This is a genomic window from Liquorilactobacillus sp. (genome assembly GCF_047719775.1).
Lineage (GTDB): Bacteria > Bacillota > Bacilli > Lactobacillales > Lactobacillaceae > Liquorilactobacillus.
In genome coordinates this window covers 44,537-58,807 of record NZ_JBDNTS010000007.1, presented here as the reverse complement: position 1 = coordinate 58,807, position 14,271 = coordinate 44,537, and the positions used below count along the sequence as shown (strand labels likewise).

Sequence of the window (14,271 nt, the reverse complement as noted above, 5' to 3'; positions counted from 1 at the left end):
TTTAATTAAACTGTTATGAATTGAGAAATAGTAGCCTCAAATTCTGCAGTTTTACTCGTCAATAAGACATTTTCTGCTTCAAGCAATCGTTGTCTTGCACGATAACTAGGAGCATCTTTCAAATTAATTTGTTTACTTGAAGATGATCCAGCCATTAATCCATTGTCTATTTTAACAAATCCAACTTCAAAAAACACCTGTATGGTAAAAATCAACAAATCTTTTTTCATTTTCAGGTAATCTGCTAATTTATTCAAATCTTTTTTTAGATCCACATTTTTGTGTGAAATTACAAACCTGTAAACTTTTCCCAGTTCCTCCTTAGATGGCATTCCATTAAGAAGTACCGGCTTATACGGATAAAGAATTGTTGTTATCTCTGCAAACTCAATTTTTTTTAGTAAAATACCGAAACTCTCCAAATTAGGAGGACAATCAACGACAACAAGATTATCTACTTTTATTCTCCCAGATAACTCTTCCAGACCAACAATAATTCTTGCATCATGCTTAAAATAACCAGCTAGTTTTTTATAAACTATTGCATTAAAGAAAAAGAATTCGCCATCCGTTTGCAACAAACCAGCGGTCAATCTACTGCGTCTTAAGTCATTAAGTCTAATCTTAGGTATCTCTGTGACATTCAAACAAAAATCCTTAATCATTACCTGCAGCTTAGTTTGACCCTTCCACACATTGGTAGTTAATTCGCCAACAAATTCAATGTCATCGGCATTAGCTACCAACTGTTGTCCATGCTCACCAACAGAAAATGCAATTGCATCAATCGCTGCTCCTTTGCCTTTTATAGACATTTTAAAATGATTTTTCTCTTGTCCCATTAAGATTGCATTTTGTATTTTGTAATTTGCAAAAGAAAAAATTGGCTTAGGATTATCTACCCCAAATGGTGCTAGTTGCTTCAATTCAGCAATAAAATCAAGACTAAGCTCATCTACCTCAAGCGTCTGCTCAATTCTCAATTGTGACTTTTTATCTAAATCTAGCTTCTGCTTTTTTGCTTCATCATCTAATATTGCTTGTAATTCCACAATTTTTGACTTTTCCAAAGAGAGTCCACACGCCATATGGTGCCCACCAAAACTGGTTAAAAGGTCACGATGGCTATTAATTGCATCAAAAAGTTGGAAATCCTCAATTGACCTTCCTGAACCCTTAGCAATCTTTCCATCATCCGTGATACTTAACACTAATGATGGTTTGCCTGTCTTTTCAACTAAATGACTAGCAACAATTCCCAGTACACCTTCGTGCCAATTCTTACCAGCAACAACGTTCACTAGATGTTTAGTGGTATTCTCCATCAGTTTTTGGGATGCCTGCTTTGAAATTGTTGTTACCAGTTCCTTACGTCTAGTATTCAATTCTTCAACTTGGCTTGCAATCTGCTTCGCCCTATCTTCATCAAGCGTGGTTAATAATTCCACACCAAGATTTCCATTTTGAATTCTGCCCAAAGAATTTAATCGTGGGGCAAGTGCAAAACCAATCGTTTCTTCATCGAGATCAGCAATGCCAATTTTAGCATTATTCAATAATGCTAATAGACCTATTCGCTGAGTGTTTCTCAGTGACATGATTCCAAACTTGACAAGCGCACGATTTTCATCAAGTAGCGGCATTAAATCAGCAACGGTTCCAATTGCAACTAAATCAAGCAGTTCTTGTGGAATATCTTCCAATAACGCTGAGGCTACTTTGAAAGCAACGCCAACACCTGCCAAATTTGGCCAAGGATACTCTTTATCAGGATGTCTCGGATGAACAACGGCAGCGGCCTCGGGTAACCTGTCAGGTAATTCATGGTGGTCGGTTATTACAACGTCCACATCGTGGCTGCGCGCATATGCAACCTCCGCGTAGCCGCTAACCCCGTTATCTACCGTAATAATCAGCTTTGTTCCCTCACTGATTAATCTCTTATATACCTCAATATTTGGCCCATATCCATCGATAAAACGATCAGGTATGTAATAATTTACGTTGGCACCAATTTGTTCAAGCGTTTCGTACATCACTGCCGTACTTGTTAATCCATCTGCATCATAGTCGCCATAAATCGTAATTTTTTGATCGTCCATTACAGCAGCTTGAATTCGTTCTACAGCCTTATCCATGTCATGTAAAAGATATGGATCATAAATATTATTTTCACTAGGATTTAAGAATTCAGCAGCAGCCGCAGGAGTTGAAATACCTCTTTTGACTAACAACTGTGTCAGCAATTTTGAAATGCCCATTTGCTTTTGCAGCTTGAGTTCCTTTTCTCCTAATGACGTAGACTCGAACTTCCATTCGTAGTGCGTGTCAAACAAAAAAATCAGCTCCTACTCAACTTTACTTTAAATTCAAACTATTTGTTCGATTATCATTGATCTTGCGCTGATACTCAGCTCTTACTTCAGTTACTTTCTTCTGATAGTCTGCTTCAAACTGTTTTTTGGTTTGCTCTTCGTGATCACTTTTTTTCTTTAATTCTCGTTTTAGACCAACAATCGTCATTGTTGATAATAAGACAGCAATCAAGGCACCTAGTAACAAAGAGACTACCAAGATTAATACTAGCGGTAAACTAAACTTGCCAAAGAGAAAATTCAGTTCAACCTTTTGCGTATTCAATAGTGCAAAAACAACGACAACAAGTGCTATCAAAAGTGCTAGAATCATCCGCCACTGATTTTTCATAATTAACTCCCCTTTTCAATGCCTATTCCTTTTAACGTCTATTTTTTATTGAACAAATCTCCTGCCAAATAATCACCAACTCGTGGAAACAAGTCATAGAAGCGATGAGCGATTTCAAACACAAAAGGTATTGTGAGCTCTCTTTTACTCGTTCCTATTGTGTTAACTACTTTTTGTGCAATTTCTTCTGGCTTCTGGATCAAAAAGCCAATCTTACTCAAATAATTGCCTGTCTGATCTGCAATTTCAAAAAAATTAGTATCAATTGGTCCTGGATTAACGGTTAGCACAGAAATACCCAATGGCCTCAGCTCAAGCCTTAATGCATTCGAATATCCTAGTACAGCAAACTTGGTTGCTGAATATACAGCAGATTTGGGAGTTGCAATTTTACCGGCCGCAGATGCAACATTAATGATGGCTCCCCTGTTGCGCTGTGCCATCTTAAGCGCAGTAAACTTCGATAGATACATCAAGCCCAGCACATTGACTCTAAACATTTTTTCTGCCGTCTTCATTTCGAAATTCAAGACATCCTCCATTAGTCCGAATCCAGCATCATTAACGAGTACATCAATCGGACCAAGTTCATCTTCAACCTCTCCAACTAAGTTCTCAATCTGCTCCGGGTCTTCAACATCCAACTGCTTCGCAACTGATATTCTTCCTGACAACTTCTGACATTCTTTAGCAACCTCTTCAAGTCTATCCAATCTTCTGGCACAAACAACCACAATTGCACCTTTTCTCGCTAATTCATACGCAATCTGCTCACCTAATCCAGAAGATGCCCCAGTTACAACAACAATTCGATTATGCAAATCCCTCAGCTGTTTATAATTCTTCATTCTTTCCCTCCTGTTTACGAGAAAATGGAACCACATAAGTATCAAAATCATTTGCCAATGTCGTATTTTTAAAAATCTTATGTGCATCTTTTTCAAGCTGCACTGCTTTTGCACCAATATATCTTGCAGAAATATGTGTGAGAAATAGTCGTTTTACTCCAGCTTGTTTAGCAATTTTTGCAGCTTGCATATTAGTTGAATGATGATAATTATACGCCAGTTGTGCCTCATCCTTGCCAAAGGTACTCTCATGAATAAGTACATCTGCATTCTTTGCTAATTCTAAAATCGATGATGTCTGTCTTGTATCACCAAGAATAGTCACAATTCTGCCTTTCTTTTTTTCCCCAAGATAGTCATTTCCATCAACAATTCTGCCATCAGCCAATGATACCCTCTCACCTGCCTTCAGTCTGCCATATATTGGACCAGCTGGTATATGCTCCGCTCTAAGTTGTTCAACTTGAAGTTCTCCGGCATAGTCGCTTTCAACTACACGATACCCAAAACATTCGATTCGATGATCTAACCTATCAACATAAACTTGAAAGCGTGCTTCGTCTACCAATAACCCCGTTTGTTCAATTTCAATGTATTTTATTTTGTAAGTTAATTTAGATTGTGAAACACGCAAACTCATTTGCACAAAATCCTTTACTCCTTTTGGTCCATAAATCACCAAAGTTCCCATCTGTTGAGCACCTTGGAAAGAGCGGCTACTTAAAAAGCCAGGAAGCCCAAAAAGATGATCTCCATGAAGATGTGTAATAAAAATCCTAGTCACCTTTCGTGGCCTTATCGATGTTTTTAATATTTGATGCTGTGTTCCTTCTCCAACATCAAATAACCAAACTTCATTTATTTCCTCTAAAAGCTTTAGGGCTATACTAGTTACATTACGTGACTTCGCAGGCGATCCCGCACCAGTTCCTAAAAATTCAATTTCCATATATAATTCCAATCTATTAAACCAGCAAAGATGGTTTAAAATATAATAATGTCTTACACTATTTTAACATCAAAATAAAAGCTGTCACTATTTTTAATTACAAAATATAATTAAAGTGGGATTTTAAAAAAATTTATCCTAAGAAGAGAGGAACAACATGTATCTAAAAGACTTTACAACACTTATATTTGGACTCAATCCTTATTATCAATTATATTTTCAGGTAGATAATGCCTTGATTCCGATTACAAAATTTTCGGTCAATGATCAATCTGCGATTTTACACACAAATTCTAATTCAAATACTGCATTAAACTTAAAAACATTTTTTACTCTGTCAAACCAGTCTGTTCTATCGGACAAAGAAATTCTGATTAACTACGACTTTAATACTTTTAAAGTCTTTGGATATCGAATAGCAGAAAATAAATTATTAATAAATGGTAAGCTGCGTCTATAGAATAAAAACGAGGTTGTCCGCAAAATATTTCTTTGTGGCATCCCTCGTGTCAATTACATTACGGCGTATTCCAGAAGAAACACTTCACCTGATTAATCAGAAAATATGCACTTCGTATACTCATAATTACGTATCAAAAGTCAAAAAATTGTTAAATTCTCTTATTTTCTTTTTTACTTATCTTCTAATATTTCTTTTGCAATAAAATTGCCATAATAATTCAGTCCATATTCGTTTGGATGAACGTTATCATCATAGAACCAATTGGTATGATTATTACTATAATCATACCAATCAATTATCCGCAAATTAGAATACGTTTTAGTTGCAGCATTCAACGAGTCGTTAACTTGCTTTTGCCATCTTCTCGTTGGAACATGTGTATTTATCCAATACACTCTGCGATTTCCAATTGCTCCCATAATTTGATGCAGTTCTCCATCATTAAACGGTCCATTCGTCCCCAGACTCAACAAGACTGTATTGCTTAGCTGACCTTTTTGTGCAAGGTCATTCAAGATTCCAATTGCATCTCTTGGTTGTCTTCCGACCTTTGCATCAATATACATCTGCTGGAAGATTGATTTTAGTTTTAATGACCCATCAGCCAGTACAGAATCTCCAATTGCTGTGATTTTCATATTTGCCGCTTGTTGCTGTTGTGATTGTGTTAACTGGATTGACTTCGAACTTGATTGTGCTGAACTACTCGTACCTTTTTGTGAAGAAGCGGAACTCGAACTTGTGCCTTGTTTTCCTTTATCTTGCAGCTTTTTATTATCTTCTGTAACTTCTTTTTGGTTCTTTTTTATCACATTTTCTAATTGTTGATCTCCTTGATTACTTTGTGTTTTAGGCTGAAAAACTGCACCCGTCATGGTCAGTGCGACCATGACAACTGCACCCGCTATCCATAATCTTTGCCAACCATAACGAGACTTTTTTTTGAAAAATTCCCCAATTACTTCTTTTGTCCTAGAATAATCAAAGTGCTGTAGTGGCAATTCAATATAACGATAGGATAAATGACTAATCATCACAATCAAAAGAATCTCAATAACAACATGTATCCATGGATGTGCAGCAATATTTACATGGGACTCATAAAAAATCATTACCGGATATTGATAGAGATATATCCCATAACTTCTCTTACCCAGCCAAGTAAATACGCGATTAGTTAGCAACTTGTTCAGATCGGCTCCAGGATGTGCAACGGTTGCAATTAGGAACACTGAAATCAAGGAAAAGAAGAACATCCCTCCATGGTATGTTAAGTCACTTTCCCCAGACATTGAGAAGAACATCAAAATAATCAAAATTAGACTAACTATTCCAATACAATCTAAAATTATTCGTGACTTTTTCTGAAGATTATTTTTCAATCCTTTACTTGGCCAGATAACCGCTAAACTAGTTCCTAACAAGATAGAAAACATCCTTGTATCAGTTCCAAAATATATTCTTGAAGAATCTTGGCCGTCTTTATACAATAATGCCATCGTTAATGCTGAAAAAAAAGCAACTATAAAAATAGTATCAAAAATCGGTTGCTTTTTTCGTAGAACTACCCACAAAACTGTTAGTATAATTGGCCAGAAAAGATAAAATTGACCTTCAATCGACAATGACCAGAGATGCGTAAACGGCGACTGTACTCCAAAACGATCAAAATACGATTGCCCCTGTCTAACTTGCACCCAATTATAGACATAAAACAGGTTACCAACGATCACATTTCGGATGCCATTCAGTAAACTTCTTTGAAATAGCGTTATATATGCACTCGTAGCAACAATCATTGTAACCAATCCTGGATAAAGTCGCTTCATTCTCTTCTTATAAAAAGAAAAAAGATTGACCTTTCCATTTTTTTGGATCTCTTCATTCAAAATATCCGTAATCAGATATCCAGATAATACAAAAAAAATTGGAACTCCCAAAAAGCCACCCTGGATATCATATGGCACAAGATGATATAAAATTACCCCAATAACTGCAATTGTTCTGATACCATCAAAGCCTGTAATATAACGTCTCTTCTTATTACTCGTATTCATTTTTTTCCAACCCCAAAATACAAAAAACTTCTACAATTTATTCAACAAATTCAAATGTAAACTTATCAATTCTAACTAGATCGCCTTGTTTAGCACCCTTCGTTCTTAGAGCGTCATCAACACCCATCCCTCGTAGCTGACGAGCAAACCGCATAATGCTTTCATCATGTTCAAAATCCGTCATTTTAAATAACTTATCCAATGCATCACCACTTAATACCCAAGTTGCATCTGGATCTCTTGTGATTTCGAATGGATATTGTTCTGATTCTTCAAACTTATAAACAATTCCATTTTCAAGCTGTTCCTGTCGTTTTCTATCTGCCAGTGTTGGAAATATAGGAGTCTCCTCAAGTAAATCAGCAGCTTTCGCTATCAATTCCTTAACACCTGTATGCGTCACCGCAGAAATTTCAACAACCTCTGGTACAGTTTTGAGCATTGTATCATTCTTAATTTTAACAATAAAATCAGCTAAATTTTCCTTAGCATCCGGTAAATCCATCTTACTTGCTACTACAATTTGCGGACGCTCAAGCAGCGTTTCATCATACGAAACCAATTCCTGATTAATTTTAACAAAATCATCATATGGGTCCCGTCCATCCATGCCACTTAAATCAACTAAGTGCAGAATTACCCTTGTACGCTCAATGTGTCTCAAAAATTGAATTCCGAGTCCAACCCCTTGGGAAGCTCCTTCTATTAGTCCCGGCAGGTCAGCCATCACAAAGTCGCGCCCATCATCCAATCTTACCATTCCTAGGTTAGGAACAAGTGTTGTAAAATGGTAAGCCGCAATTTTTGGCTTTGCACTTGTAACAGTAGCCAAAAGCGTCGACTTGCCGACTGAAGGGAAACCAACTAACCCAATATCTGCCAAAACTTTTAATTCTAACCGCAAAACACGTTCAATTCCTGGTTCACCATTTTCTGCAATCTCTGGTGCTGGATTCTTTGGACTCGCAAAATGAATATTCCCTCGGCCTCCACGACCGCCCTTTGCAACCACTAACTCGTCACCATCATGCAGCAAATCACCTAAAATTTCCCCTGTCTCATCATCCATGACCGTAGTTCCTTCAGGTACAGAAACATAGAAGTCGCTTGCTCCGCGACCATACATTCCTTTATTCATACCCTTTTCGCCAGCCTTGGCTTTAAAATGACGATGATAACGAAAATCCATTAAGGTCCTTAGCCCTTCATCAACCTTTAAGATTACACTTCCACCCTTGCCACCGTCTCCACCAGCTGGGCCACCATTAGGAACAAACTTTTCGTGACGAAATGCAACTATGCCATCTCCGCCATTTCCGGCCTTTACATTGATTTTTACTTGATCGACAAACATTATTCATTCACCCTTCTTTCCATATTGATTATTTACATTTGCACTAATATGTGAGCTAATAAAGAAAAAATGAACTTGTTCATCGTTACCCTAAAAACTACCACCGCCAACTATAACAGTTTTTAGAATCAAGGTCAAAAATACGACTGCTCACATTCTTACGTATTTACACTACAAGGTCTAACAATTTTCTTTCATCAAAATAAATCATCTGATTTACGTATCTAAATAATAATCAAGAGGTGTTCAAAATGCAGCAAAGATATAAAAATCTAAAAACAGCTCAAAAAGGTGTCTTAATTAGTCTTTGCGCTTATATTCTACTCTCCCTATTAAAGGTCATCATCGGCCAATTAAGTCACTCTCAAACACTAATTGCAGATGGATTCAATAATGTGACCGATATTTTTTCATCCTGTGCTATCATGGTTGGACTGCGTTTAGCTACCCGCCCACCAGATGAACACCACCAATATGGGCATTGGAAAGCCGAAACAATTGCAACCTTCTTGACTTCACTAATTATGCTGCTGGTAGGTCTGAGTGTCCTTTATACTTCAATCAAAAATATCTTATCAGGTGATCACGAATCACCTGATATTTATGCCTTATTTGTTGGTGTTTTCAGTGGATTGATAATGTATAGTGTCTACCTCCATAATGCACACCAAGCAAAAAAAATAAACTCACAATCATTGCTCGCAATTGCAAAAGATTGCAGAAGCGATGCTTGGACTAGTTTTGGAACATCAATTACAATCTTCGCAGCTAATTTTAATATGGCTTGGCTTGATGGTGTTGTTGCCTTTTTGATTGGTCTTTTAATTCTCAAAACGGCTTATGATATTTTCTCAGCAAGTGCTTTCTCATTATCTGACGGTTTTGATGACGACCTGCTCGAAAAATACACAATTGAGGTTGAAAAGATTCCCGGTGTCGAACTTGTCCATAATATTCAAGGCCGTTCATATGGTGCGAATGTTTTTGTAGACATTATTATCTGGGTAGATCCGCAAATGACAGTGCGAAAAAGCCATCATATTACAGAAAAAATTGAGAGTCTCCTCCAACGAGAATATGGCGTTTTCGATACTGATGTTCATGTTGAACCTTGGGACGTTGACTATGAACCCCAACAACCAAATGAACTAAACAGTCATTAGTTACTTAAGACTTAATTTAATTGTTTGGGCAACCTTCTTAGAAATACCTAAGGCTTGAATATCTTCCAGAGAAGCATCTGCAATCTTTTTCATAGATCCAAATTTTCTTAATAATTTAATGCGTGATTTTGGACCAATTCCGGGAATTAAATCTAATCGTGAAGACAAAGAATTTTTAGAATGTGTTTGGCGATGAAATGTTATCGCAAATCTGTGAACTTCATCTTGAATACGTTGAAGCAAGTAAAACCCTTCACTTTTTGGGTCTAATGCTACTTTTTGATACTGCATATTCATTAAATCTGCAGTTTTATGATGGTTATCTTTGACCATTCCTGCCACCGGTATATTTAATCCAAGTTCATTTTGCAATATGTCTTGTGCAGCTTCAATTTGAATTTCCGCTCCATCCATTAAGATTAAATCAGGCAATTCACTGTGCTCTTTCAACAATCTAATATATCTTCTTCTGATTACCTCTCTCGTACTTGCACTTTCGTCTGCATGAGTGACCGTGCGTAACTTATACTTGCGATATTGACTTTTTTGCGGTCGACCATCCAAGAATGAAACCATCGCCGAAACAATATCGGTTCCCTGAATATGTGAATGATCAAATGACTCAATTCGATGTCCCAATGGCAGATTTAGAGCCTTCATTAGTTCATCCATTGCACCTGTTGTTTTGCGATCATCCAGTTCCAGCAAACGGAATTTTTCTTCAAGAACCAGTCTTGCATTTTCTTGTCCAAGCTCCATCAAATTTTTCTTTGTTCCCCTAATTGGTGTTTTAACGGGGACTTGTAATATCTCACCTAATACATCGTGGCTTACTCCTTTAGGAACAAGAATTTCTTTAGGGAGAATTCTATTTTTTTGATTATAAAATTGTAAAATAAATGACTCAAGCTCGGCCTCTGGTGTATCTATACAGGGGAAAAGCCGTTTCTCACGTTTAATTAAGCGCGCCTGGCGAATAAAGAAAACTTGCATTGATATCCAGCCTTTGTCCATGTAAAAGTTGAACAAGTCTCTTGGCGTATTATCATTTGAGATTATTTTCTGCTTTTCTACAGTTACTTCAATATAGTGCATCTGATCACGAAGCTCAGCTGCCCTTTCAAATTCAAGCTTCTGTGCAGCAGCATTCATCTTGCTCTCCAACGTTTTTTTGATAGCACCTACATTACCATTCAAAAAAGTTTTTATTTTTTTGATTTGCTTATCATACTCTTCCGCTTTTACTTCTTTAAAACAAGCCCCTAGGCATTGTCCCATGTGATAATACAAGCACGGTCGTTTCTGATAACCATTACATCGCCTAAGTGGATAAACACGCTGCAAGAGGTGCATCGTCTCACTCGCGGCATAAACATTCGGGTAGGGTCCAAAATAATAGGCACCATCTTTTTTGACCTGACTTACAATTTTCAATGTTGGGTCTTTTTCATTTGTAATCTTGATATACGGATAACCTGTTCCTCTTTTTAATTTTATATTGTAATAAGGTTTATGTTTTTGAATCAGTGTGATTTCTAACAGGAAGGCCTCTTTATCTGTTGAAGTAATAATCGTTTCAAAATCTCTTATTTCTGCAACTAATTTTGCGGTCTTACCTTCATGCATACTTTTAAAATACGAACGTACTCTATTTTTCAAATTTTTGGCTTTACCAACATAAATGATCTTACTATTAATATCTTTCATCAAGTAACAACCTGGTAAGTCTGGTAACAATTTTAATTTATTTTCAATGTGCTGTGTTGCCACCTTAATATACACCTCCATCTACCGAAAGAATTCTTATAATATTATATTACAGCAACAATCAAGTTTATAGGAAAAGACTTCCACTTCTAATATTCTTCTTACTTGTGAGTACGTCATAAACCAGTGCGTCTCTCTTAAAATTTGAGCAAGAAAACTGACTTAAGAAAGCACACCAAAATATAGTTTCCGTTTCAACCGTAACAAAAAAAGAGCTGTTTTCAAAACTTGCGCCTTGACTCAGCTCCATATACAAATGTTTAAATAGTCTTAACAATTATTAAACTGGATTATTAAAAACAACTAACTCTTACTTTCAACTATACAATTATAGTATTTTTGACAAAAACTCTTTAGCACGACTTGTCTTTGGATTCGCGAAAAATTCACTTGGTGTACCTTTTTCTTGAATATACCCTTCATCCATGAACCATATCTGATCAGCAACTTTCTTTGCAAATCCCATCTCATGGGTTACAACAATCATTGTCATTCCTGATTCGGCAAGATCTTGCATTACTTTTAAAACTTCACCGACCATCTCAGGATCTAACGCGGATGTTGGTTCATCAAAGAGCATAACTTCTGGATTCATTGCAAGTGCCCGTGCAATCGCAACACGTTGCTGTTGTCCACCTGAAAGGCTCAAGGGAAACTGTTCAGCTTTATCTGCCAAACCGACTTGCTCCAATAACTGGCCAGCTTTTTGTATTGCTTCTTTTTCCATAGTTTTTTTAACTTTCAACGGTGCAAGCTTAACGTTGTCTATTACATTCATATTTGGGAAAAGATTAAAGCTTTGAAAAACCATTCCCATACGTTCTCTGAGTTTATTTAATTCAATCTCAGAAATGTTTGTTAAATCTTGTCCTTCAAAAATTATCTGCCCTGCAGATGGCTGCTCCAATACATTCAAACATCTTAAAAAGGTACTCTTTCCTGAACCTGAAGGTCCAATTACACAGATAACTTGACCTTTTTTCACAACCTCAGTAATATTTTTTAAAACCTGATTATCACCAAATGATTTTTCGAGGTTTTTTATTTCAATCATATTAGGCATGTTTCATTCTCCCTTCAAAATATCCTAAGACCTTTGAAAGCCCAAATGTCATTACAAAATAAATGACCATTGTAATAAAGATAGGAATTACACCCTTATACGTTGCTGATTGTACCAGCTGCATCTGGTACATCAAATCACCAACACCAATAATAGAGACAATTGAACTCTCTTTAATTAATGTAATAAATTCATTTCCTAAAGCTGGCCAAATGTTCTTTAAGGCTTGTGGAATCACAACATATCTATATGTTAGTGATTGTGATAAGCCAAGACTTCTTGCGGCTTCCGTTTGTCCTGTTGGTATCGACTCAATCCCTGAGCGAATGACTTCAGCAACATAAGCCGCTGAATTTAATGAAACAGCAATTATACCCGCAAGCAGCGCTGGCAATGACTGAATAACTGCGCCCACTCCAAAATAAACAAACATTACCTGAACCATCAACGGTGTTCCTCTGACAAATTCAATATATGCGACTGCAACTGCCTTGCCCAGCTTGTTCTTAGATAAACGCAAGAGTGCTAATATTACGCCTAATATGAATCCGAAGAAAACTGAAACAACAGTTATTATCAATGTATACTCAATTCCCTTTGCAAAATAGGTCCAATAACTCCACATTGAATTCTTCTTTGAATTATTAGTCATATACTTTCCTGCTAAAGGAATGTATTGCTTATTTATCAGATTTTTCTTCTGAATTTCAGCGATTGTTTTATCAGCTGCCTTAACTAGGCTCGTCGCACCTTTGGGAAATGCCATCGCTGAACCTGTCTGACTAGAATTGACATTAAATTCGGGATTGATAACTTTTAATGAACTATTATTTTGTGCGAATGCCTTTGCAGTTGCCTCTTCCATTGCAACTGCATTAACCTTTCCTGATTCAAGAGCTATTACCAAATCATTCAACTTAGCCAAACCTTTTACCTGATTATTCTTCATCTGCTTCTTAACAAGGTCATACTGCAGTGAACCTGTCTGAGCGCCAATCGTCTTATTCTTAAAACTATGAATATTTTTATAAAGTGCTGCATCTTTTTTATTAATCAACATATACTGCTGCCCTCTATAATAAACATTTGAGAAATCAACACTTTTTTGTCGTTCAGGCGTCGGATTCATTCCCGAAATAACAGCATCAACTTTGTGGGTCTCGAGTGCAACCAGCAGTGAATCGAAATTCATATTTTTGATTTCTAATTTCACACCCAAATCTTTTGCGAATTTTTTCGCAATCTCAATGTCCAAACCCACGTAACTTGTTTTTCCACTTTGTTTTACTGTAAATTCATAAGGTGGATAATCCGCACTTGTCCCAACCACAAGTGTACCCTTATCCTTGACTTTCTGTAAATAACCATCATTTGAGGCACTCACTTTACCCAAGGGTACCAGCAACATCATAATTAAAATTACCAAAGTAATCCAAATCTTTTTACTTTTCATTAAATTTCTCCCTTATCTTTTCTAACCCAACGATGTTAAGTATACAGTAAAAAGAATTATTATTCAATAAAATTGTCAAATAAACATTTTATATGCACCGATAAAGTGTATAAAGCATTAAATATACATATTATATTCTAATTGAACTTTTTCCTGCAAACTGATACTCTATTAGTAATAATAATTATGTGAAGGAGACTAAATTATGGGACTTACGGTGAACAGCCAGACAAAATTGGATGAACTCTTCGGCAAATTCGCGGTTGATCCAAAGCAACCGCGAACAACGCAAAAGCCAAAAGATGAGAAGAAAAAAACTGACGAAAAAGATAAAAAGAATTAATAACGAAGAAACATTTTTTAATTTATAGAACCACTTTATCTTTGTGCGAACTTGATAAATAGGCTTGGTGCAAAACAAAGTTTAATCATAAAAATACCGTCCTCC

The 14,271-nt window shown here is 36.4% G+C and carries 11 protein-coding genes; 2 read left to right on the top strand and 9 right to left on the bottom strand.

Annotation, left to right across the window (positions count from 1 at the left end):
* Positions 1–5: 5 nt before the first annotated feature.
* The 6 genes from recJ to obgE form a co-directional block, all read right to left on the bottom strand.
* Entirely contained in the window at positions 6–2,336 is a 2,331-nt protein-coding gene (recJ, locus tag ABF682_RS05365) for a single-stranded-DNA-specific exonuclease RecJ (protein ID WP_415619201.1), read from the bottom strand.
* 22 nt (positions 2,337–2,358) lie between these two features.
* Positions 2,359–2,706: a LapA family protein gene (locus tag ABF682_RS05360; RefSeq protein WP_415619200.1), complete on the bottom strand. Its 348-nt coding sequence runs from the start codon at positions 2,704–2,706 to the stop codon at positions 2,359–2,361.
* A gap of 38 nt (positions 2,707–2,744) precedes the next feature.
* Positions 2,745–3,554, bottom strand: coding sequence for an SDR family NAD(P)-dependent oxidoreductase (locus ABF682_RS05355; RefSeq protein ID WP_289977587.1), 810 nt, complete (start codon positions 3,552–3,554; stop codon positions 2,745–2,747).
* The gene (gene rnz / locus ABF682_RS05350) at positions 3,541–4,503 is read right to left on the bottom strand and encodes a ribonuclease Z (RefSeq protein WP_289977589.1); all 963 of its coding nucleotides are present in this window, start codon (positions 4,501–4,503) and stop codon (positions 3,541–3,543) included. Before rnz ends, ABF682_RS05355 begins: the two co-directional genes overlap by 14 nt.
* A 633-nt stretch (positions 4,504–5,136) precedes the next feature.
* Positions 5,137–7,023, bottom strand: a complete 1,887-nt coding sequence (locus ABF682_RS05345) for an acyltransferase family protein (RefSeq protein WP_415619199.1) — start codon at positions 7,021–7,023, stop codon at positions 5,137–5,139.
* Between the two features lie 37 nt (positions 7,024–7,060).
* Positions 7,061–8,377 (bottom strand): GTPase ObgE, encoded by a 1,317-nt coding sequence (gene obgE, locus ABF682_RS05340; RefSeq protein ID WP_289977593.1) that lies wholly within the window; start codon positions 8,375–8,377, stop codon positions 7,061–7,063.
* A gap of 251 nt (positions 8,378–8,628) precedes the next feature.
* Between obgE and ABF682_RS05335 the strand changes: the two genes are divergently transcribed.
* On the top strand, positions 8,629–9,540 hold the full coding sequence (locus tag ABF682_RS05335; RefSeq protein WP_289977594.1) for a cation diffusion facilitator family transporter: 912 nt from the start codon (positions 8,629–8,631) through the stop codon (positions 9,538–9,540).
* On the opposite strand, the gene uvrC is transcribed toward ABF682_RS05335, so the two are convergent.
* The 3 genes from uvrC to ABF682_RS05320 all read right to left on the bottom strand — a co-directional run bounded on the left by uvrC (position 9,541) and on the right by ABF682_RS05320 (position 13,781).
* Positions 9,541–11,310: an excinuclease ABC subunit UvrC gene (uvrC, locus tag ABF682_RS05330; protein ID WP_415619198.1), complete on the bottom strand. Its 1,770-nt coding sequence runs from the start codon at positions 11,308–11,310 to the stop codon at positions 9,541–9,543.
* A gap of 325 nt (positions 11,311–11,635) precedes the next feature.
* A complete protein-coding gene (locus tag ABF682_RS05325; protein ID WP_289977730.1) occupies positions 11,636–12,361 on the bottom strand; it encodes an amino acid ABC transporter ATP-binding protein in 726 nt (241 codons plus the stop codon).
* Position 12,362: 1 nt separating this feature from the next.
* Positions 12,363–13,781 carry an ABC transporter substrate-binding protein/permease gene (locus ABF682_RS05320; RefSeq protein WP_415619236.1) on the bottom strand — a complete coding sequence of 473 codons (1,419 nt, stop codon included), beginning with the start codon at positions 13,779–13,781 and terminating at the stop codon, positions 12,363–12,365.
* Positions 13,782–14,028: 247 nt separating this feature from the next.
* Here ABF682_RS05320 and ABF682_RS05315 point away from each other — a divergent pair, with 247 nt between their 5' ends.
* Entirely contained in the window at positions 14,029–14,166 is a 138-nt protein-coding gene (locus ABF682_RS05315) for an SPJ_0845 family protein (protein WP_289977600.1), read from the top strand.
* Positions 14,167–14,271 lie beyond the last annotated feature (105 nt).